Raw genomic sequence first — 22,184 nt, forward strand, 5'->3', positions numbered from 1 at the left:
TGCATTGGGGGATCGGCTGTCCCGGTCTGTAGATGACTTTCGAGTCGTCCTGGCGCCGCTATTCAGATCATTTCGGCAATTCCGGCAGCTGATGCGAGACTTGCGCTCGCGTACGGTTTCCGCAATCCTGACTAGATGCGACGTTCACCTCTTGCATTTGTCTTGGCGCTGGCAAAAGGACGGTTGGCCCAAAGGCCTTCCATGGGTGCGGAGGAATGGAAACCGATTTCGACGGTCGCCACAATCTCCGCAACCATTCCCGAACTTTACTATCCCCCAGAGGAGTTGGCACGGCAGCGCGAGAACACGAGGCGAGCGACAGAACACGCCGCCGCCTACATCGCCGTTGAGTTGGAAAAGGCAAAAAGGCGTAGAGAGCGGCGCGGTACCCGGCCATGACCCGTATGTCCTTTGCTGAAGAGATTGAGAGCGCGGCAGATCGCATAGCGGACATGTCGCGGCCGGATCTGCAAATCATTCTTCGTCGCGCGGCATTGATGCTCAGAAATGTTGCCGGCGTGTCCCTGGAGCCGGCGACTGAGGATGCGCTCAACGCCATCGCTGCTGAGATGAGAGTGAGCCGATCCGACCTCATACAGATTGTGTTGCGCGAGTGGCTGGAGACGAACACCTATCTCCCGGTGCGTGCCATCGACGAGGAGGGCGAAACCGACGGGACTGCATAGGTGCGTTGAGGCCGTCCTACATTCGCTTTTCCATACGATATGCCGCTACAGCCTCGTTGATCTTCGCGGCGGCGACCGTCGGCGCTTTAAGGAAGAACGGCGTATAAACCGCAGTCCTGCGCGCGTCCGCAACAGCGGACAATTGTCGCGCGTTGGACGGAGGAAATTCGCCCCCGCCGGGGGCGGTGAACAGGACAGCCGTAGGAGCGTCAGCATAGCGACGGCCACAGGCCGGGACGCGGGACCGACTGTCCCCGTCCGCGGTGGTCCGCATGGTTTGCATCGGGATGTGGAAGCCGACCACCTCGATCGCGCGCAGTTCCGGTTCTCGACAGCCCGGCCCCGTTAGCCGCACGCTGTGGTCCTCGCTACGGCGCAAAAATGTTCGGGATAAGCACCTTGGCAGTTCCACCATCAGGTTGCTCATTCATATTGGCAATTCCGTCACTGATCGCTTTGAAGTACGGCCCCCAGTACCGCCTGATAGGCGCTACTCGAAGGTCTCGATAAGTCGCATCGATCTCGCGCAGCTCTGACCAATCCGAGCCACAATAATGGGCGAGGACGAAATCAATGGCCAGCACACCATCGAGCGGAGCTGCTGGCATGCGGGGCGCCTCTGGAACAAAGACGCCGCGGATGAGATGATCAAAATGGTCCAACCGTTCTCCACCCATCTGAAAATGGAAGCGCGGATGGACAGAGTCACTGACGGTCTCGACGTAGAGATGCGTATCCAGGTGCCAAGCTGAACGGATCGCTTGCGGTGAGCCATCCACCACTAGCTGTGCGTCGAAGAAGAAATCGGTATCCAGTTTCCTTAGTAACGGAAAGCCAGACCCGACTTCGTCGGGAGTGGCTGGAACATACTCTTGAACGGTGACCGTCAGTGAACCACTGACACTGTCCATAATAGCATCACGAGGTCGGCAATGTCGCTGCGGATGCAGTGCGATTAGAAGATCGGTGATCTCATAGCCCCAATATTCGCGACCCCGATCAGGGAGATCGTCGCCTCTAACAGTTCGAATAGCGCCTCGACACTGGCTGGCGGCCTCACGCACCGGGCCTGCGTCCGTTGTGAAGCTCCACTTTTCGAGTAGAGAGGCGATTGCATAGAGCTCATCGGCACGTGCCTGGCGCTCAGCATCCAGACGATCACGAAGCTCTGGGCTCATCTTGCAGTCTTGGCGCTCAGTCGGGCTGCAAGGCGACTGCGTTCTGGCGGCCCAAGACGGGGATTGCGCGGGTCGCGCATCGCCTCCTCTAGACACAGATAGTCAGCGTCTTGCCAACTCTCTTGCCCGTACATCGGTAAGAGAGCGAAACCTTGTGCAGGGTCAACAGGCCGTCCTGATCGGTAACATATATGCCAGAAGCGTTCGCCCGGACTGTCCTCGTCTTGGGCAAGTGGCACGACGCCACCGGCAAACCCGAGGGCAGCGGAAAGCGCGTCGATACGTTCCGTCGCCGCCAGTCTATTTGGCAAATGCTCGGAATCTATTTTCTCCTGCCACCAATCAATGACGGCAGGCCACCACCACCGCGGATAACCACCACCGAATGCGCCCCCATAGCGTGCCGGCGCAAGCATCTCCATCAACTTCGGCCACGCTTCAGACTTTTCGCTGTCCACGCCCAACCGCACCGCCAGAAGGTCATGGTCGACTAGCGGGCCGGGACGAGCAAGAAGCTTGGCGGTGAAGTAGCGCGCAAGCGCGTGAGCTGGTGCGCCTTGCCGCCGAAGTCCCAGCAAAGTGCGCGGGTCTAGACGGAGCAGGAAATCCGGGTTGCATCCAAGTACTTCTGACAACGCAGACTCGTCCATCTCGCTCTTGGCGAGCGCCACGACCCGTGGATAGTCTTCAGCGAGGCTCAATGCACGGGAGGCAGCATGTGCGGCAGAGTCGAGCAGTTCGCCCTTATCGATCATCTCGTCGAATAGGTCGTCGCTGGTTGGATCTTCGTTCACATATTCTCGAATCACATCCTTCTTGGAAAATCGAATAATTGGAAACTCGGAAAGTGCCGCAGCCCCTGTCGCCCTGCCTCTCGTCTGAAGTGTGCGAACCTGTTGGGCCAATGCGATTCCGTCGAAACCCACCTGCTCTTTCTGATCGGTCAAAGCATTCGTCAGCGCTACGTCGAGTAAGAGTCCGTCGGGCTTCCTCTGTGCAATTGCCTCCAAGGTTTTGGGCAGTGTGTCGGGTTTTAGGGTGTCAACCGTCAACGTGCCATCGGAAGCCTTTTGAAGTGCTTCGGCATAGAGTGTCGCATCCTCAGCAGCTCCAATATCATCATCGATGAGGAGGTAGGTGGGCATCAGACAATCACCTGAGGTTCTGGGGCGGTCGACACAGCCACCCGAATAGTGGTTACGAATCCTTCTGGCGCCTTGTCGAGTACCGCCACAAAGCCGCCAGCTGCACTGGCTATGTCCGCAACAATCTTTAGCCCGAGACCGGTACCTAGTGCTTGAACCGATTCCGACGCACGAACAGGGGCAGCGCCACTGGTCGTGAAGAAAGCATCGAAAATCTGAGAGCGATTTTCAGGCAGAATGCCATCACCGTTGTCGCTGAAATCGAGATAGATTTGGTTGCCGTCTAGCCGACCTAGCTGAATGAGAAAGCGGCCTTGCCGACCACTTCGGTTCACCGCCTTGATGGCATTCGTGAGCAGATTCAGCAAGACGGATGACCATTCCGATGGATGCATAGCCGCCGTCAGCAACTGATATTCAGATGGCCTTTCGACCGTCAACTCCAGACCGCGCCGATCGAACATCACAGACAAATCATCCACAAACTGCCGACAGAAGCCATACAGGTCGACGTTTTGCAGCTCGCGACTCGCATTGCTGGTCGTCATGCTGCCGAAATGCGCGGTGTACGCGCGGACCTGGCGAAACTGGTTGCGAAAACGGCCCAGCGCAACGTCGAATTGGTCTGATCTTGGCCCGGCGGCGCCGGCCAGCGCATTTAGGTTCAGCTCCATGGTCTCTGCCAATGCAGAGAAGTCATGTGTGAACTCCGCGATCGTTAATCCCATGCTGGCCAGGATGCGCATCATGCTAAGCTCTTCCAGAAGCGCATCGCGTTCGCTTGCGAAATCAGCTGACGCGCGGGCCGCGGCGCTTAGACGGTCAACAGCAATGGAGAGCTGTTCCCGGCGCTCTGGATCCATTCCAGCAGAGCCGTCATCATGCTCGATATCTTGGAGTAGTTGTTCGATGCCCGCGGCGGCGGCTTCGGCTTCTTTTGCAGCAGATTCTCCACCCTGAGGGTCTTTGGCTTCTGGCTTCTTTCGCCCTAGGCCGCGCTTCGCTTCAATGCGGCCCACCGCGGAGACAAGCACGGTGTAGGCCAGTTGCCGCACTTCCTCGAAAGCCGCAGTTTGAATTAATCCCTCGCGCGACGATGTCTCTTCGAAACGCTCACCCGTTGGATCGCTGACAGCCACAAAGCCAAGGAACGTCTTGCTGTTAAAGGGTGCATAGATCCGCGTATTCTTGAAATCCAAGCCAAGCCAATCGTCATGCTTTTCACCGTAGGGACGAACCCGATACCCGTTTCTGTAGAGACGAATGCCGCCCTGTTCGACCAAAAGACGTTTTATGAAGCCGGTCGAATGGCCCAAAAACTCCCGGCTCTGTATGAAGTACCAAGCTTTGAGCCGCACATTCCGTGCGTTGGCAAGGGGCGATACCATGTTGCGGTCGAGACCAATAGGCACGTCTTTCAACGTGATCTCGAACCGGGTGCAGTCCAGCGCCCAGGTGGCGTTTCCTGCTTCGTCAACATGTGCCTCGATTATCGCCAGGGCTTGATCAAGGATTTCGGTGTCGATAGTGGCGACATCCTCATTCCCAAGGTCGTTTCCGCTGCGAGTAAGCCTTACCGAGAAGCCAGCATCATCAGGCCCACGTCCACTTTCTGCCTCCTCGAACATCGGCTGGAGGAGTGTGGCAAGATAGCGGTACACTCGCCGCAGGTCGGCATCGGTCCACTCGTCCCTTAGACCTTCGATGGTCAGTCGGGTACCATGCTCGCGTTCCTTTGGCCCACTGACAATCCGGTTCGCAATCAGACCAATATCGCTGCCCTGGGCGAAGGCATCCCAGTCGATCGTCACGGTCCAAGCGTCCTTCTCCTCTATCGTTTGCGTAACAATCGTGAGGCGCTGCCCGAGTCGCTCCGTGGCGAAGCGACCGATACCCTTCTTGCCTGCGCGTGATCGATGAAAACGGGGTGATAGGGGGTTCCGGACTTTGGAGTCGCTTGCGAGGCGCATAAACCCGTCTGCAAGCTCTGACTGCGTCATACCGCTACCGTCGTCGACGATCTCGAAGGCGTAGGTCCTCTCGCCGCGCTCGACCAAGTCGACTGAGCAGACAGTGGCGTCCGCGTCGTAGGCATTCTTGACCAGTTCGCCCAACGCGGTTTCCTGCTTGGCGACGAGCTCGCGCCCAAGACGCCGAACCATGCCAGCATCGGTGGTGAAGCGGACGACATCCGGCTCAAGTTTCGATATCTGGGCAGCTAGCTGGAGGATTGTTTCGAAATCAGTGGCGTCGGCATCAAGCGCTGATGCGAGCTGCGCCTTCAGCAGTTTCAGAGGATCTGTTTCTTCTGACATATTGGACCGTGTCGCGAAAACTCCTTCCTAGAGGGGATAATGGACATCAGCAAGGATTGCGGCGATCATAGCGGAAGGAGCTGCTGCGCCAGCGGAGACACCGCCATGCAAACAAAACGGCTCCAAGGGTCAAAGCTCACCCAACGTCAACGAGCGCGGAACGCGAGACCCTTCCCCGAGCGGCAGCTATCCGCCTCATTTCCCTGCGGCCGGAAATGAAGGTTCGTCGCTCTGCTTTCGCCGGTCGGTATCGAGCGCGAGCATAGCATCCCGAACTGCGCCGCGAAACGTCTCCAAGAGGTCTGGCTCTTTGGCGAGTCGTTTGCGCAAGGACAGGGGCAACTCCAGCTGTGCCCCTTTGCCCGTCAGTCCACGATTGACTATGTTCGAATCTTTCGTGCCAGGGAATCGATGTCCGCTGCCTTTTGTCTTCAATCCTGCAGCTCGCAGGCCCTCATTGATGGCCACCACCAGATCCGCATCCTTGCCGCCCAGATAGATCGTATCCGCATCGCCCTCGTCAGCACGGCCATGGATTGCAACGACGGTGTTTTTTGTTTTCAGCAGCTCGAGCGCGCGATCCTCGTCAAAATTCTCTGACGTGATGTGCAATTCTGCATTGCCTTTAGGCTGCATTCCTTCGAAGCAATACATATCGAGGTCGCCGTCCGCGATAGCTGCCGTGATCATCGAAACGTGACGCTCAATCCCGCCGCCATGCGGCGTCATCACGAGCGCAGTACCGGTATCCAATGCAGGTCGGACGACGACGCAATAATCTTTGTTTTCTTCTTTTGCGCGTTTCAACGCGGCGAAGTTCGGAAACTCTTTTTTCATTAGCTTTCCAGTGCGTTACGTGGAGTTGGCGCGTTGCGCCAATGCCCGTTCATGCGAATAATGAGCGCATAATATTCGAAGCCACTCCAGAATTCATCTCTCGACAGTACGAAGCTTGTCGAGGTCATGAAGTGTCTGCTGCTTGCCGAATGTCGCCTTACAGGGCTGCAATGATGAGCTTGAAGAAGACAACGACGATCTCCATCAAAATATGGAAGCTGATGGGCCTCGATTGCGCGCAGTTCCGGTTCTCGACAGTCCGGTCGCCGATGCGCGACGATGCGATAGGATTGGCCAGTGCCAGCGCCGAGTTGCCCTGAAGAAATCGATCAGGTCATGCGCCTTGCGGCTCCTCTCAATTGCGTGGCAGCTTGTGAATTTCCAGCCGGACAGGCCCGCCCCTGTCACAACTGGTGCAAAAAAGCGCGCGCTCGACTGAACTGAACAGAGCGCCTTTGCCATAGCGTTTGATGAGACCGGCAGGCTTTACCGTTGCGTGGTGCGAACAGGATTTGCACCAGGCCCGCAACACATGCCATTCGCGAAGGTCTCCGAGGGCAACATCGAGACCGGCGTGAACGCTGCCTTCGATGATGGTCTGCGGCGGGATCTTCACCTCGCCTGGTGTCAGGATTTTCTCCATCACATGTCGACTGTTGTAGTGGATCAGCATCATGCCTGGACGGCGTCGGATGGCGGCCTGCCAAGCCGCCTGACTCACCGTGGAATCGGGGGAACGCGAAATGGTTTCGGATAAGGCCTGCTCTTCGCGATCCCAAACCTCGATCCGAAAATTATCTTCCGCCGTTTTTGCCATAGCTTCGCCGGCCAGCGCGATTGACGCCGAGCCATGGTCCTTTGCTGCTCCAGATCACGCTGAAAATAAGGAACATATTCCTCTCCCGTCAAGGGCGCGCTTGACTCTTTGTTCTTATTTTGTTCACAGTGACAGAGATAGGACATAGGAGGCGAACCATGGAACTTCGCTTGAGCATTGAAGGTGCGGCGCCCGAAGAAATGGCACGCGGTATCGCTGCGGCCGAAGCTGTCTTCGCGCGGGCCGGCATTACGGCTTTGCAAGGCGCGGAAGGGCTGTTCGCGTTGGAAGGGTGGGATATCAAAGGCTTCCCGGAAGACGACAAGCCTACTGAGGACGAGGACCGGGCTGCTTCAGTCTGGATGGAAGCCGACGAGGCGGCGACGACTGCATGTTGTGCGGGCTGGCCGGAGGACAAAGTCCCGCACCATCAGGTCATGGAACTGATCAATGTTCCTCGCACAAAGTTGCAAGCCGAGGCAATTCCGGACACGTGGCCGGCGCGGAAGCAGCTCTATCCTGACGTCGTCAAGCGGCTGGAGATCACGAGCGGCCCGGACCGCCAGATCGATTTCGATATCGCCTTCGTTCTGGGCTGGGTTCCCGAGCGGCCAACGCTGGATCGGGTTGAGCCGCTTTCGGAAGATGGAGACCGTATCCCCTTCTTCACCAGTGACCTTGCCCAGGTCGAAGAGATGGCTCGCAAGGCGCTCAAGGACTGGACGATCGAGATCGACCGAGATCCCTGCGATGCCCATGTTTTCGACCCTGCGGCCAGCGATGACGGTGATGAATTGCGCATGGCGGCATGGCGCGATTTCGACGGCTCCCTGCATATGGAGAAGCCGCCGGCAAATCCTGCAATCGCGCTGACGTTGGCCATGATGCGCGGCCAGTCCATGCATTTCGAATAGTGGTCAGACGCAGTCGGGGCTCACCAACGCCATCGGTCATCGACCGCGACTGGCCACATCAGGTTGCGCTACCCGATGACCTCTGTACCGACCGGAACTTCACCATGATCGCAAAGTTCTGCCAGGAAAGAGGGCTTAGGCCCCAGACGCGGCATGTGCAGGCGATATGGCCGAACGGCAAATATGAAACCTATCGGCTCCATTGCTTCAGCGATGCCGCATCTGCGGAGGCCTTTCTGGATCACTTCGAGGGGCTGAGGTTCGATCCGAGGCGGGACCGGGAGAATGGAAAGGTGCGGGGCGTCTGGCGCCGCACGGGCGAATACACGCCAGTTCTCGATCTCGGTCCGCTTAGCGTGCCGGAGATACTGCGCAGTTAAGTCACGAGCTTTCGGGGCGAACTGTCTCCACCGAGAGCGATCCGGCTGGAAGCGGCCGCAAAAGCTCCGCCTCAGGCTTTGTCAAATTGATCCAGGCCGCCCAATTCTCGGGCTGAAGGACCACAACCTGCCGATTGTGATACGGCGCGACATCCGGTCCGGGATCGGTCGTCAGCATCGTGAAGGTGGGCGGTTTATTGCCGACTGCCTCACGCCAAAGCCCCGCGACGGCCATGAAGGAAGAGCCGTTGAGCGTGAAGCGATGTTTCGCCTTTGGATATTTCGTGCCCGTGAATTCGAAGAATGCGGATGCGGGAATGAGGCAGCGTTTGCTGTTCCCGAATTGCCGCCCTTCGGAGCGGAAGTTGAACACCGGCCCGCCTTTTGGTCCCGCCGGCGGGAATCCGAACGTCATCGATGCCAGTTCGATCGTGTCATCAACGGCACGCATTATTGGCGCCGGGTCATTGATGCGCACGTCGTCCGCCTGGGGCAGATCGAGTTCGGTTTGGTGGCTGGGGATTTTGAGCGCCAGTGACGCCATCATCCGGCAATATTCAGCCCAAGCGGCATGCTGCTCGTAGTCGTTGCACATGGTAGGCTCCGAACGTGGGCAACCTCTGTTAACACTAGAGCAAACGGAGGTGCCATGGAAAGCGGCGGTCAACCCAAGGGGCCCCGTTCAATCGGAGTGTCTGTCTAACTGTGGTGGGCAAGAAGGGCCTGGGGGTCAGGGGCCAAAGGGAGGACTGCATGAGCGACGTAGCAAAGATTCTGAGCCTGATCGAGAACTGCAACGATCCCGATAAGCTGAGATCTTGGATCAGGAACGCCCGGGACAAGGGTGAGCCGGGAGTCGCCGACGCGGCTTTCCGCAAGCTGGTTTCGATCCTGCCCAAAGAGAAGCCGGGGACCGTGGAGCATGATTTCTGGCAGACGATACATGCCTTCGAGCACGTCCTGTCCGAAGAGCGGGGAAAGACGACCCGGCTCGCGCGCACAAGGCAGAAAGTCGCAAGGGCTGGCGTGGTCCAAACCCTTCAAGACTGGGCCATGAGCGCCAAAAGCACCGACGGCTTTGTCATGCTGCTGGAGCGGAACATGCCGGAGCTGACCGGCGAAGCCATCGTTTTGCGGCACGCACCGCAGTTTGGCGCGGAGGTCGTCGCGGCGGCCAGGCGCAGGCTGGAGGCAGCAGATATCGATATTGCCACGCTTCCTGGCACCGCACCTGCCGAATGACCGTCCGCAAAAAGGACGGCCGTCTCAAGTTACCGCCGATTGTGGCGGGCGAGTGGCGCGGCGAAATCGTAGGCTCAGCCAGCGTCAACTTCGGCCAGGTGGTTCAGCCAGGTCCGCCCCGCCAGTCGGTCGAGTTCACCTATATCATTCTCCCGGCCACGCTCATCATGCCGGACGCGGTGTTCAGGTGGCCGGGCGTCGTCATGATCATGGCGCCCACGCCCATGAAGACGGAGTTCCCTGACGCGGGCAAGCTCTTCCAGGCCGATCGCCTGCCGTCGCTGAGCCTCTCCCTCCAAGTCACCAGGGCGCAGTTTTCGGACATGCTGCCACGCATCGAAGCCCAGCGGCTCAATAATTTCTATTTCGTCGTGGAGGAGGAAAGCGAGGGTTCCTGGCCTGTGCGGAGCTGGGGCATGGGAGCCACGACAGCCTAGCGCGCCGGCCCCGCCCTCATTCTATCCGTCTAGACGATAACAGGGGTGCGCTGCAGCGTCTCGGCCATGATCGCCATCTTGGCGGCCTTGAAATGTGCGGCGTCGAGCGCACGGACACCCTTCCTCGTCGCCACGTTTCAACGGCCACGGATGTGCCGGAGCGAAACGGCTATAGATCGACCACATCGGCCATTTCCAGATAGCGGCAGAAGCCGTTGGCGAGATACATCTGGCGCGGCGTCCGACATTCCGGCTCGAACACGTCCGGATTGGCCACGAGAATGCACAGTGCCTTGGCGCGGGAGATGGCCACATTGAGGCGGTTCGCGCTGTAAAGGAACTCCATGCCACGCGGGGCGTCGGCATGACTGGAGGTCGTGATGGAATAGATCACGATGGGCGCCTCCTGCCCCTGGAACTTGTCAACCGTCCCTACCCTCGCGCCGGGGAGGAGCGCCTGGATTTCAAAGACCTGCGCGTTGTAGGGCGCGATAATCAGAATGTCGTTCAGGGTGAGCGACGCCCCGTTGCCCTCGCGATCGCGCCAATGTGCACCCGAAGCGAGGATCCCGCTCACAATATCACGGATGCGGTTGGCCTCCTCCGGGCTGGAATTCTGGTTGCCACTGTGCTGCACCGCAACATAGCGCAGGCCGCTCCCGCCAAGCGGGCCGTCCATCAGGACGGCTTGGTTCTCGAGACCGGGACGGGGAAGGAGTCGGCTTTCGTAGAACAGTTCGGAGGTGAAACGGCAGATGTCGGGGTGGAGGCGCCAAGTCTGATCGAGGAATAGGCCTTCGTCCACGGCGATGGTCTGCCGTCCACCGAGAATGTGATCGAGGGCCGAGACCTCCGTACCCTCGGGATGCGAGCCCTGCATCGGCTGCTCAAGCTGCTGCGGATCACCAAGCAGGACGAGGCTGGCTGCGGCCGGCGACATAGCAAGCACGTTGGCGAGCGACATCTGCGCGGCCTCATCCACGAACAGCACGTCGACGAGGCCAGCCGCATCGGGCCGGGCCCACAGGAACCCCGTGCCGCCGAGGACGTGGTAGCCGCTTGCAAAGGCGCCGAGGGCTTCGGGGTTCTTCGTCGTGAAAGTGAGGTGCGGGGCATTATCTTCCGCATCCGTGACCTTATGCAGGCACTGCAGGTCGAAGTCTTCCTTCGCTGCTTCTTCGGCGGCCTTCGCGAGCAGGTTGCGAATGACCTTGTGGCTGTTGGCGGTCACCCCGACGCGAAGGCCGGCCCTGACCAGCGCAAGGATCGCGTGGGCGCCGGTATGGGTCTTGCCCGCGCCCGGTGGTCCTTGGATGGCGAGCACGCCCTGCAAGGCCGGGACGAGGCGACAGGCCGCGTCGACCGCGCGCTCTCCTGGCAGGCGCAGCGCCGCGCCGCCGGCATCTGGCGGAAGCTTCAACAGCAGATCGCGCGCCGCCTTATAGGCGACGGGGCCGGCAATGCCATGATCGGCCACGTACTCGCCGATCTGCACCAGGGACTCGGCCAGAACACTCGTGTCGATGTAGGTATGGGCGAAGATAGCTTCGGGGTGAAAACCGGCAGTGTCGCCCCGCTTCTTGATGTCGATGAACCGATGTTCCAGCTCGACGGCCTCGACCTTGCCGAACCGCTCGCCGCCGACGCTGCGCAAATCCTCCCCGCCGCGAAACTCAGCGTCCTGCGGGGGAAATCGATAGCGGTGGATAGGAGCCTTGACGGTTCCGCCCACGGTATCCACGAATTCGAGGCCGGCGATGCCTGCCCGCTCGTCCTCAAGCTCGTCCGCGGACAGCGCCGCCAGCCGGAAATATTCCCACCAGATCGCCTTCTCTTCCCGGCGATGCCAGTCGAGCACGTTTGCCAGCACATAGAGCGCTTGCTGCTCGGCGCTGTGCTCCGCGGAGTCCACCGGAATGCCATCGGTCAACTTAGCCACTACTGCATCGATCCGCGCCTGCCAGGCTGTAATATCCGGCGCAGCCTGCTCTTCGGGCGGAGCCGGCCGGGGAACCTCCACACCTAAGGCGACCGCGTCCGTGCGCAGACCCTCCAGCCAGTCCCGAAGCCGCTCCGTCGAGATACAGTCATCTTGGTTGTAGCCAGTTACGACCGCCCGGTCGTCTGCGTTGATGCCGCCCGCGTCCCCGAGCTCCAAGCGGGCCTGAACCCTACTCAAGGCATAGTTGGCATCGGGCAGCGACACCGCGCGTACGAATTCGTAGAGCGGCTCCAGCTTCTTGATGGAATAGCTCTCGACGCTGGCGCGGATGGCGTGGCGGACCACCGCGTAGAGATCGACCAGGACCTGCCCGCGCAGCAGCTTGTCGATCTCTTCCTCGCGCGTGGCGTAGCGCCCCATCAGGCGTTTGAGCGCGCCCACCTCATAGGCCGCGTAGTGATAAATGTGCATGCCGGGATGGTGCGCTCGCCGCTCGATCACGAAATCGACGAAGCGTTCAAAGGCGGCCTTTTCATCGGCCTGCGTGAGACACCAGTCGGCGACGTAGGTGAGCACGCCCTCCGCGTCCTTGAAGGCATAGCCAAAGAGATATTCGAGGCCGCCTTCGCCGACGAAGGGGTCGCCTTCGAGATCGAAGAAAATGTCGCCGTCATCCGGCACCGGCAGGCGGCACAGGCCAAAGCCCGGTTCTATCGGCAGCGCTTCATGGAGCACCTTCCCGGCCGCGCGCCCTGCGACCTGGATCCGCGCCTGCTCCCGAATGCGATTGTAGGACGAGGCGGCGCCGCGCTCGGGTTTCCATGGCAGCGGCAGGGGGAGCTCGGCCAGCGCGGTCATGGTGGCGACGTCGTGGTCGGCGAGTTCACCGCGCTGCGCGGCCGTGATCCCGGCTACAAGGGAGGGGTGATCGTCCTGGTGGCGCCGGTCGTCGCATTGGCCGCGCCAGCGGCAGATGTCGCAATGAGCGACCGGCTCCGGATAGGTGCCGCCGTTTCCGTTCAAGGACGCGGCGAAACGTTCCCGGACATTGCGGTAGTAGGCGGCATAATCGTTGATCCGAAAGACTTCCGGCTCGAAGCCGGTGAGGGGCGCGACAACGTAGGCATATTCTGGCACGAGGCCCTGCACCTGCCCGACGAGGTCCGAATAGAGGCAGAGCTGCAGCACCGTCCCGCCCTTGGTTTCCCGGGCAAGCTTGGTGTCGACGACTTCATAGGACCAAGCGCCGAGATCGCTCGGCGTCTCGACGCGCCGGAGGATGTCGGCCCGTCCAGTGAAGGGCGGGGAGCGCAGCGCGGCCTGCACGACGATCTGCGCGCCGGCGCGCATCGCCTCGATCGTGGTGGACATTGAGCCGTCATCGATGCCCTTGCCCTCGATGACCGCGACCGTAAAGCCGGACGCCCGTAGGTGATCAACATAGGCAGCCTCGTGCGCCGCGCCGCGCTGCTGGAGGATCTCGAGCAGCGGGTCCCAGATCTTCGGCTTTTCAAGCGCGCCGTCCGCAACCTGAAGGTCAAGCGCCGTCAAGTGACCGCAGTTCAAGTGGCCAACCAAGTCGGAGGCGCTAAGCTGTAGTTCGGAGCCGATTCTCAGCATAAACAAAGTCTACGCAGATTGGTGACAGCCCGGCAATTCGGCTGATATCGCCGCCTTGTGCCGACGGCGCCGGATTTGCGGGATTGTTTTCCATCGTCGCCGCACCGTTCCCCGGCCCGCCGTTGGCTCATTGCGGCTACGGCTAGCCCAAGCGCGTGCGGCGCCAGCCCGGCGAGGCAACTGCAACAGCGAGCGGCTCGTGACATTATCAGAACGCACAGGAAGGCGCGCCCTTCCTTCGTCAGGGGTGAATCTCGACGTTGCGGCAGTTGACAAATCTGGATGGCATGAGATGTTCTCCGAAGCGGAGCAGTCTCCCGCACCGTCCACATTGGTGAAGCCTTCGGGGCAAGTACACTTCTAAGACCTCGGCCCTCTTTCGAGCGCGCCGTTGGGTTGAGTGGACCGACTCGCACCAGGCGCCTTTGGGAGACGATCATGAGGCTGTGCTTTCCGAATTCCACCCGACCAAAGAAAGCCGCCAAGCATATTGGAGGCGAGCTTGGATTGGCACTATCCGCTGCGCAGAACGGCCTTGCCCGCGCACGCGGCTATCGCGACTGGTACGAGTTCAACCGAAGCTTCGGCGCCGATACCCCTAGCACGCTTGATCAAGAATTGGAGCATCATGCGTTTGTCGAGCGCCAGTCCGACCTCAGCCTTGCACTAGGACGCGAGCTCGGCGTGCAGGATGGGGACGCGCAGTTCGCGCTCTCGGCTTCGCGATTGACCGGCGATAGACCGCTCCTCCTCAATGACCAGATCGCCATCCGCCTGAGCTGCTGGCGCAAATCAGTGCTACCGGTGGTCGGTGCCCGGCGGCGTGGCGCGATGGGCAAACTCAAGACCCGGGGTCGCAAAGGCGAACCGGTCATTCTCCTCGATTTCGGACGGCCAACACAGGTGATTTCACATCAGGAGGTCACGACCATCGCGGATTTTGAATATGTGGCGCCGCGAACTTCCCTACCCCTCTTTTTGCCCATGCGCCTGTATCTGCCCTATGGCTACTGGACGGAGCCGGATGGCTCGGAAGTGTTCTTCTCACGCGACTACAAGCCCCTGTGGCGTTTGCGGAAGGACGGCTCGGTCGAGCGGCTCGAACCCTGGCTCTGGATCAAGGTCAAGGAGGAAAAGCATCTGTGGGACGATGCTCGAACGCCTTGGCATTCAGCAAGTCTGAAGAGATCGCTCGAGGAGCGTCTGGCGGGTTGGGGATTGCCGGCGCTCCCGATTTTGGCGGATGCGCTTCCCCTCCTCATCCATGAGACGGCACATCGGCTGGACCGATCACTCATCGATGGAATAACATTGCTGGAACGGGCGCGAAAACCGGTCCCTGTGGCAGCTGCATGATTGGGATGCCTTCTTGAGCCATCGACAAATGCATCGGGCTATACCATCGAGTCTACAAGACCATTAATTCGGCTTGGCGGGTTTGAACCGACGATTCCTCACAATCCCTGAGGGACAAGGCGGAACAACACCACTATTTGATCGACGTTGGCGATATTTCGTCGCGCGAATACGGTCCTTCAAGAAGAGTTCTATCGGCTCGCGACGCTGCAGTGTCGCCCGCACTTCTTCGGTCGCTAGAAACAATGAGCGCCTTTTCGGGACTCGGCGCTTGTCCCCTGATTACTTCTTCGGCCGCTTTTTTGAAGCCCTGGGCGGAAAGGATGAACCCAAGTCGGACACGGCGCTGCTCAAGCTTCATGGTGAAGGCTGAAGCCTTCTCCATTGCAAGCCGCGTCGCCCAGTTCTTGCACTCGATGAATACGTCTCCGCCGAACTCTCGCCGGAAGGGCGTTGCAGGGGTGATCTCGGCAATGAGATCAATCTCTCCCGCTTCCGTCCAATAGTGCTCATCGATGATCTCGAACACACTTCCGAAGAAGCGTCGGCCAAACTCCTCTAAACTTCTACCGCGTTCATTGGCGGTCTGTCCTTCAGCGATCGCAACGCTGAGCGCGAACAGAAGCTCGTCGTGTCCGGCAGGTCGGGGGATGTCCGTTGGTCTATGCCGCGTAGCGCTCGAGGCGGTCCATCAGATAAGTGTTGCCGCGTTCGACGACCTCTGGATCGAAGGATGCCCAACCAAGCGGCACCGGATTGCCATTGGATGCTCCCAGGGGCGCATGAGCCAGCGCGGCCACAGCGACACCCGGGATCAGCAGAATTTCTAGCGCCTTGGGGAAATGCTCGACGTGGCTTGTCAGGACCTCGTCAAAGGTCCTCGTGGTGTAAGCGGCCGGCTTACCGGCATAAAGGCAGGTGGATTTCGTGTCCCCCCGATCCACGCTGGGAAACGCGCGCGCAAGTTTTTCCTGCAGGAGCGTGAGCATGTCTCGTTGCTGGGTCGTTGCACCCCAACGCCTTGTCTGCGGCGCCACCGCATATATCCTGCTCGGCGGCTCTGCAGCATCGCGCATGCCGTATTCGAGCACAGCACTGATGCGCTCGATGTTCTCCTGGAGCAGAAGCGAACCAACAATGGGGATGGTCTTTCTGTCTGTTCGCGGCTCGCCGGCGCGGCTCACCGCTTCGCGCCAGTATCGGACTTCGGAAAGACCCGCGCGTGTCGTAAACTCCTTTAGAAAATCGGGGGCCAGATCGATGAGAACCTGGTAAGCGGACGCGGCATCGAGCTGGTTGACGGAAGTCTGCTGGTCCTTGACGAGAAGCGCGACGGCGCGCTCGATTTCCCGCCGATCGGCAATTTCATGATCTGGCCGCCACGAAGAAAGATCTATTTCCGCGGCGCTCGGATTTGATGCTTGCGCGTATGTCAAAACCCGAACCGGCACCTGGAACCGCTCACCAGCAGAGACCGCAGGGTCGATGGAATAGATATCGCGGCGCTCCAATTTTCCGCGGTCGGCCCGGTCGGCCAGTTCGCGAAAAAAATGTTTGAATCTACCGGGCAGGCGCTCTGCCACGCGCCCGGTGCCTGCCGGGTCTTCAGAAGGCAATTCGGGCAATGCCGATTCCACAGGATCTATCCCACGTTTGCCCTGAGGCGCTATCGACATCAGGTCAAAACCGAAAGTGCGGCGACGGGATTCGACAGTGTAGATGGTCGGTTCTTTCTCCCCCTCCCGAAACAGACTGTCGCCAGAAACGGTCAACCAAAGCCGGCCGGCTCGTCGTTCGACATAGCCGGGGCCGGTCGCCTCTTCGAGGACGTAGGCCATCTCCGACACGCTGTAACCAAAGAACGCGCCCGCGTCGGCATCGCTGATGCCCGGGGTTGCCTTTACAAGACGTAGCAGGAATTCCAGGGTCGGGCTCACCTGCCCCAGGGCGGCGACCTTGTATTTCACCTCGTAGTTTCGGCAGGGCAACAGCAGATCGAACACGTCGATGGCGACCCGGCGATCTTCGTCCGCAGGCACAATCTCATGGCCCTTCAAGCGGAGCAGTGGACGACTAGGCGTTCCCAACGGCTCCTCCTTTCTTTGCTTTGACACGCGGTTGTGCCGGTTCGGCCTGATTGGCGACCGTGCCGACAATCTCGTCGACGGAAATTTCCACCGCTGAACCGTCCGCTACCCTCCGGGAGAACCCAGCGGAGAGACAGCCCATGGGGTTGTTGGCAATCCAGCGTTGCCGCGCTCCGACAATAACCAGCCGATCCATCGCGCGGCTGGCCGCAACATTGATGCGGTTGGGGGTTGTAAGGAATCCTTCCTTGATGCCCTTTACCCCTCCAGCCTGCGGACCAAAGGCGTTGTTGCGAACAAGCGAAAGGATGACGATCGGGTTCTCTTTCCCTTGATAACTGTCGACCGTTCCGACTTTCACCTGGCGCTCAAGGAGCGAGGCGAGCGCCGATTGCCTGATCTTGCGTTCGATCAGATTGCGCTGCGCTGCGTACATGCAAATGACGCCGACGCCGACGGGATGCATTTGCTGGGTGAGAAGCCACTGCCGGAAATTGTCCTCCGCGTGCCATTTCTCCAGCAGGCGAACGATGGCGTCGGCTTCGACCGGATTGATCTTGCTGCTCGCTTCTTTGCGTTCATATGCAGCAGCGCCCAGGCTGTCCGTGGTGATCCAGGCGAGGGGTTTGTTCAGCTCCTTCGGCAGGCACTGTTCGTCGATTTCGGGCGCAGTGCGGCCAGCCGACAATGTGAGGTCTGGATAGAAGACTTCGGAAACCAGCTGACCGATCGGCGGCAGCATGCGGTATTGGGTCTTCAGCCTTGCGCCCGCTTTGCGCCCATAAGGGGTCGCAAATACCCGCTCGAAGTCACTGCGCTTGATCTCTCTTTTGGAGATGGCTGTGCGTTCCGCCACAAGGTTGACGACTTCCGGCTTGTGCTGCGGCTGCAGCTGGGCCTGATCCCCGACAAGGACTGCCCAACGCGCAGCTTGAAGTGGCACTAGCAATTCGCCGGACGTGCAGCGTGCCGCCTCGTCGATAATGACGAGATCGAATGCCGTCGCTGTCAGACCGAGAGATGAGCGGCCCAGCCCGACGCAGGTTCCAACTACGATCTGCCGCGTTCCAGCAAGGAAAGTGTCGAAGCTTCTTTCGGCGCGTGAAACGCTGCCGACAAAATCGCGCCCAAGCCCCGCGATGGCGCGAAGACGTTCGATTTTGTCCGCGCCCACGGCATTCTGCCGCGCGGCGCGGCGGGAGATCGCGCCGGCCACGTCGTCCAGGACCTTGATCCAGTCTTCTTCGAAGATGCTATCAGGAAGCTCGACATCGATATCGAGTAGCGACAGGTGCTCTTGCAAGGTATCGGTGAGCCCTCGCAACCGTTGTAGCTGCGGCTCTGTGGAATGGCACAATTCCGCGATGCGCTCAACTACCGGCCGGACGGTGGATTCGAGGGTGACCACGGCCGCAATGACCTCCGGCGGCATGCCCAAGCTCTTTCCGGCAACGGCCATGCGGTCGCCGAAAGTCGCGCTGAATCTGTCTTTGTAGGACTGCTCAACGCGCGAGGTATGGTATGGCCGCAGCGGTTCAGAGACTTGCCCGTCGTCCATCCCGACTCTAAGCAGACTGGGAAGCTCGCCGGTCTTGCGGAACAGCTTGAGAACGGCTTCGGCCGCGGTGTTCACCGCCTCGTGAGACTGGCTGGATAGAAGCACGTTGCGGGCCATGCCGGTGACGATGGTGAAGTGCGTGAGCGCGGCGATGAATCTGGTTTTTCCCGTGCCAGGCGGACCTTGCAGAAGACCGAGCGGCCGAGCGCAGACAATTTGGCGAAAAGCTTCCTTTTGATCGTCATTCAGATCGTAGATCGCCAGTGCCTCGTCGCTTACCTGACGTGCGGTGATTTCGGGCGTTGCCTGCGAACGGGAGTCGAACGCGGACAGAAGATTTCCCGCTCGACCGTTGCCCAGTAGAATGCGGTCAACGGCATCCGTGCGCCGCTTGAGGCTCGTCCCCTCGAAATGGCTAAGAAAGCGGAGTCGCTGACCCGCTTCGACCAGGCGCGATCCAAAGGTTGCGCCGCTCTGGGGATCGATGACCGCAAGGTCAGGGCGCGATCTGTTCAGGTCGAGTTCTCCGACGCGGCGCCAATTGCCCCGCTTGTCCTGCTTCTGCACACCGACCGTATCGTTGCGCGAAAAGTCGAAGTCACCGCTCTCCAGCTCAAGCACGACTTTGTGGCGCGCGATATTGCGATCGAAGGCGCTGTCTAGCTGGGCAACGCCCTCGGTGGTCAGTTCATTTTCAACGTCAATCAGGGTGCGCCAGAGTTTTGGCACGTCGATATCTGCCGGCTGGGCGGCCGCCATGACGGCAATTTCTTCTGCCAGCGCGTCTTCGGCTTCGTCATCTTGAGGTGCCAGACCTCCGGCGTCCTGCGCCTCCGTTATGGCGGGCGCCGCGGGCCCGGAGAGTTCCTGATCGATACGCGCCTTTACAGTGGTGTCAGCGAGTAATGGTGCAAGCGCAGACAGGTCTGTGACATCGTCCCTCGTGACTGTGAGCGGTCCCTCGATCTTGTGGAATTCCTGTTTTGAGGCGATTGAAAGTAGCCATTGCTCGAGCCGGCGCCGGAATGCTCCAATCGGTTGTCCTTGCCGGTCGAGACGGACTTCGATCTCTTCGAACGCGCCGCGTATATGCAGCGTCAGGCTGCCATAAGACGGGTGTCGCCGGAGGCGCAGAAACAGGTACCCTTCGTCCGGATCGATCACCCCCGTCTGCTGTCCCGCTAACGAGATGGAAAGACCATCAGAAGAAGCTGGTTCATCCGTCTTGGTGCGGCGCTCCTCGGCGCGCGCCAAGGCCTCCTGCAACGGCAACAAGGTGGTCAGAACGGGAGGCTTTTCACGGCAATCCCGGACGGCCGTCGCTATTTCGACGGCAGTTTGTGCTTCGAGATCGTCGACGCAGGCGAAAATTTCTTCCGTGATTTTTGTAATGGCATACCGGTCGCGCTCGAGGCGCGTCCCGGATTCCGGTGCGTACGCCGACGTAACGAGATCGCCATCGACGCGCGGTGAGAAGTCGAGAGCATCGATCAGAACAGGCTCTCCCTCCCTGATGACGATATTCGCCGGCTTCAGATCGCCATGGGAAAAGCTGTGATCGTGGAGGGTTTCGACAGCCGTGATCAAGCGGCTGGTAACATCGATCGCTTTTTCAACGGAGGACATCTGCCCCGCGGATATAGCCAGCTCCTCAGCCAAAGACGTCCCCTCGACCCAATCCTGCACGAGGACAAGGCTATCACCCAGCCAGTGGACGTCCCGCACCGGCGCGATGCCAGGCAGCTTGTCTGCCTTCGCATCAGCGGATTTGCGCAGGAAGGCGAGAACCGTTCCCCCTTCTCTCCGCAGATCACCCCAAGCGGGCTGCTTCCACTGTTTCACCAAGACCGGCGTTTCATTCTGTCTACTGCGCCACACATCGAGACGGTCGCTTTCGAGCACCATGTCCCCTTCAACGGGAAACGCCATGAACAGCTGACGCTGCGTGCGCATGGCGGTGCGGAACGACTCAAGGCCCGCCACGATTTCATCAGGGGTTGGGCGGGCGGCAGTGGCTTTGTTAAAGGCTTCGAGCGCGATTACGGCATCCGCGAAGCGCTGTTGTGGACTGACTTCGAGCGCTTCTACGAACCAGGGATGTAGCGCCGCATAGTCGTTCTTCACGTCGACCTCAGGCCGCCATTCAGCAGGCTCGCCAGTGGGGAGAGAATTAAACAGCAGGTGATGAAGCGCAACACCGAGAAGGAATACGTCGCGACGCTTGGGGCCCAGATCGACACCCAGAACGTCGTCGGGAACGGCCACGCTGGAGAGGAACTGATAGCGCGCTGATCCCAGCGATCTGCCTTCAGGAAACCGCGCGGCGAGCAAATGCGATAACCGCACGGAGGTGGGCAGCTCGAGCCAGATGCTGTGACCGCCAAGATCAAGGTGCGATGCGTTCTGCCGGTGCATGGCGGCAACGGCGTTCAGGACCTGGCGCGCAAGTTCAATCTTCTCGCCGGGCAGCAGCGTCGCGGCATCGCTAACTGCAAATTCGTTAAGGCGGCGCATGCGTCGCCTGCGGTCATAAATTTCCCAGTATTTCACCCCGCGCTCGGGATCATCGAGCCGCGGCGTCAGGAGAGTGCGTTCCAGGTCCTGATCCCTGTCTCGCAGCCAGTGATAGACCTGCTGTTCTCGCCCAGCGATCTCCAGCCGGCCTTCTTCGGTCAGAAAGCGGGCCTCGCTGCATTTCGTGAAATCCCAGAGGCGGAGAATGCCCAGGTTGTTCTTGTTGCCTTCTTCCGCCGCCTCGTATTCGCGGTAAACGTCGCTCGGATGGGCGTAGCTGGGGCTGTCCTCAGCAAGATACCGCTGAAAGCGGCGCCTTCCCGGCTTGAAGGGCGAATTGGGACCGACATTGAAGAAACGGCTGAGCTTGTCTTTCCAGAAATTATCCGTGAGGGGCCGTCTGATGAAAGTGGTCAGCGGCTCACCGAAGATCTCCGTCTGCTTCCTGGCGTTGGTCACGAGCTTTATGAACTCGTCGACCGTAACTACTTTTGCCCGCTCCTGCCCATCGAGCGCTGAGATGTTCGCGGAGCCCGTCACCACGACAAGGCCGACAATCGATGGGACCGGCTCCTTGCGGGTCTCTGTGCGTGCTTTCAGCGCATTTCCTAAAGGCGTCAGGATTTCGCGGACAATATCGCCGATCTTCTGGACCGGGGACGGACCGCTGTCCTTACCGTTGTGATACCAGCGCCCGCCGCGATTTTCGATCCGGCCGTGCCAATCCTTTATGTCTACAAAGAAGATGCGGTGGTCCGCGACGATGATGAGATCGATTTCACGCGACTTTCCGAGACCCAGGACGAGATCGAGATTGCTGAATGCGTACCAATTGGGCGGGAGATCCTTCTTGAGGCGCTCCAGTCCTTTGACTTCTCGCGCGTGTACACCGCGCCCGCATGGCGTAATTTGCATTTATTGGCATCCCTCCGCGCGGGCATATAAGCAACCGTAGCCCCCGCCGGGAAGAAATTTCACCGCTGCGAGCCAAAAAGCATAGATTTCCACAATCCTATCGGTGTGCTTTCTAGCCTTGGGCACCAACGGCACGCCAGCCTTTCCAGATTGATAATCTGGTCCATAGTATAATCGCCGTTCGTACCGTCACGATCGACTGACACGAACGTGGGAACCGACGAGTCTGCTTTTGGTGGAG

At 59.8% G+C, this 22,184-nt stretch carries 17 protein-coding genes; 7 read left to right on the forward strand and 10 right to left on the reverse strand.

Annotated elements, in window-relative coordinates; translation table 11 throughout:
* Positions 1–395: 395 nt before the first annotated feature.
* Positions 396–686: a ribbon-helix-helix protein, CopG family gene (locus NKH42_RS01300; protein WP_352973893.1), complete on the forward strand. Its 291-nt coding sequence runs from the start codon at positions 396–398 to the stop codon at positions 684–686.
* Positions 687–1,054: 368 nt separating this feature from the next.
* On the opposite strand, the gene NKH42_RS01305 is transcribed toward NKH42_RS01300, so the two are convergent.
* The 4 genes from NKH42_RS01305 to NKH42_RS01320 form a co-directional block, all read right to left on the reverse strand.
* On the reverse strand, positions 1,055–1,864 hold the full coding sequence (locus NKH42_RS01305; RefSeq protein ID WP_292657243.1) for a hypothetical protein: 810 nt from the start codon (positions 1,862–1,864) through the stop codon (positions 1,055–1,057).
* Positions 1,861–3,009, reverse strand: a complete 1,149-nt coding sequence (locus NKH42_RS01310; RefSeq protein WP_292657240.1) for a hypothetical protein — start codon at positions 3,007–3,009, stop codon at positions 1,861–1,863. Before NKH42_RS01310 ends, NKH42_RS01305 begins: the two co-directional genes overlap by 4 nt.
* Positions 3,009–5,324 carry an ATP-binding protein gene (locus tag NKH42_RS01315; protein WP_352973894.1) on the reverse strand — a complete coding sequence of 772 codons (2,316 nt, stop codon included), beginning with the start codon at positions 5,322–5,324 and terminating at the stop codon, positions 3,009–3,011. Before NKH42_RS01315 ends, NKH42_RS01310 begins: the two co-directional genes overlap by 1 nt.
* Before the next feature lie 195 nt (positions 5,325–5,519).
* Positions 5,520–6,161 (reverse strand): poly-gamma-glutamate hydrolase family protein, encoded by a 642-nt coding sequence (locus tag NKH42_RS01320; RefSeq protein ID WP_352973896.1) that lies wholly within the window; start codon positions 6,159–6,161, stop codon positions 5,520–5,522.
* Positions 6,162–6,334: 173 nt separating this feature from the next.
* On the opposite strand from NKH42_RS01320, the gene NKH42_RS01325 reads away from it, so the two are divergent.
* The gene (locus tag NKH42_RS01325) at positions 6,335–6,481 is read left to right on the forward strand and encodes a hypothetical protein (RefSeq protein ID WP_352973897.1); all 147 of its coding nucleotides are present in this window, start codon (positions 6,335–6,337) and stop codon (positions 6,479–6,481) included.
* A 35-nt stretch (positions 6,482–6,516) separates the two neighbouring features.
* Here the strand turns inward: NKH42_RS01325 and NKH42_RS01330 are convergent, their stop codons facing one another.
* A complete protein-coding gene (locus NKH42_RS01330; RefSeq protein ID WP_352973898.1) occupies positions 6,517–6,978 on the reverse strand; it encodes a hypothetical protein in 462 nt (153 codons plus the stop codon).
* Positions 6,979–7,136: 158 nt separating this feature from the next.
* Here NKH42_RS01330 and NKH42_RS01335 point away from each other — a divergent pair, with 158 nt between their 5' ends.
* Together NKH42_RS01335 and NKH42_RS01340 are read left to right on the forward strand one after the other, a co-directional pair.
* On the forward strand, positions 7,137–7,892 hold the full coding sequence (locus NKH42_RS01335; RefSeq protein WP_352973899.1) for a hypothetical protein: 756 nt from the start codon (positions 7,137–7,139) through the stop codon (positions 7,890–7,892).
* 104 nt (positions 7,893–7,996) lie between these two features.
* Positions 7,997–8,272 carry a hypothetical protein gene (locus NKH42_RS01340; protein WP_352973900.1) on the forward strand — a complete coding sequence of 92 codons (276 nt, stop codon included), beginning with the start codon at positions 7,997–7,999 and terminating at the stop codon, positions 8,270–8,272.
* Between the two features lies 1 nt (position 8,273).
* Here NKH42_RS01340 and NKH42_RS01345 read toward each other — a convergent pair whose 3' ends face one another.
* Positions 8,274–8,867: an SOS response-associated peptidase gene (locus NKH42_RS01345; RefSeq protein WP_352973902.1), complete on the reverse strand. Its 594-nt coding sequence runs from the start codon at positions 8,865–8,867 to the stop codon at positions 8,274–8,276.
* A gap of 110 nt (positions 8,868–8,977) precedes the next feature.
* On the opposite strand from NKH42_RS01345, the gene NKH42_RS01350 reads away from it, so the two are divergent.
* Both NKH42_RS01350 and NKH42_RS01355 read left to right on the forward strand, forming a co-directional pair.
* Positions 8,978–9,514, forward strand: a complete 537-nt coding sequence (locus NKH42_RS01350; RefSeq protein ID WP_352973903.1) for a hypothetical protein — start codon at positions 8,978–8,980, stop codon at positions 9,512–9,514.
* Positions 9,511–9,951, forward strand: a complete 441-nt coding sequence (locus tag NKH42_RS01355) for a hypothetical protein (protein ID WP_352973904.1) — start codon at positions 9,511–9,513, stop codon at positions 9,949–9,951. The genes NKH42_RS01350 and NKH42_RS01355 overlap by 4 nt, the downstream gene beginning before the upstream one ends.
* Positions 9,952–10,120: 169 nt before the next feature.
* On the opposite strand, the gene NKH42_RS01360 is transcribed toward NKH42_RS01355, so the two are convergent.
* Complete coding sequence (locus NKH42_RS01360; protein WP_352973905.1) at positions 10,121–13,513, reverse strand: TM0106 family RecB-like putative nuclease; 3,393 nt, start codon at positions 13,511–13,513, stop codon at positions 10,121–10,123.
* A gap of 438 nt (positions 13,514–13,951) precedes the next feature.
* Between NKH42_RS01360 and NKH42_RS01365 the strand changes: the two genes are divergently transcribed.
* A complete protein-coding gene (locus NKH42_RS01365) occupies positions 13,952–14,869 on the forward strand; it encodes a hypothetical protein (protein WP_352973906.1) in 918 nt (305 codons plus the stop codon).
* Between the two features lie 133 nt (positions 14,870–15,002).
* On the opposite strand, the gene NKH42_RS01370 is transcribed toward NKH42_RS01365, so the two are convergent.
* The 3 genes from NKH42_RS01370 to NKH42_RS01380 form a co-directional block, all read right to left on the reverse strand.
* Positions 15,003–15,398: a restriction endonuclease gene (locus NKH42_RS01370; RefSeq protein WP_352973908.1), complete on the reverse strand. Its 396-nt coding sequence runs from the start codon at positions 15,396–15,398 to the stop codon at positions 15,003–15,005.
* Between the two features lie 133 nt (positions 15,399–15,531).
* Positions 15,532–16,956 carry a hypothetical protein gene (locus NKH42_RS01375; RefSeq protein ID WP_352973909.1) on the reverse strand — a complete coding sequence of 475 codons (1,425 nt, stop codon included), beginning with the start codon at positions 16,954–16,956 and terminating at the stop codon, positions 15,532–15,534.
* Entirely contained in the window at positions 16,943–21,943 is a 5,001-nt protein-coding gene (locus NKH42_RS01380) for an AAA domain-containing protein (RefSeq protein ID WP_352973911.1), read from the reverse strand. Before NKH42_RS01380 ends, NKH42_RS01375 begins: the two co-directional genes overlap by 14 nt.
* Positions 21,944–22,184: the final 241 nt, after the last annotated feature.

Origin of the sequence: Mesorhizobium sp. M1142 (assembly GCF_040318565.1) — a bacterium.
Taxonomy (GTDB): domain Bacteria; phylum Pseudomonadota; class Alphaproteobacteria; order Rhizobiales; family Rhizobiaceae; genus Mesorhizobium.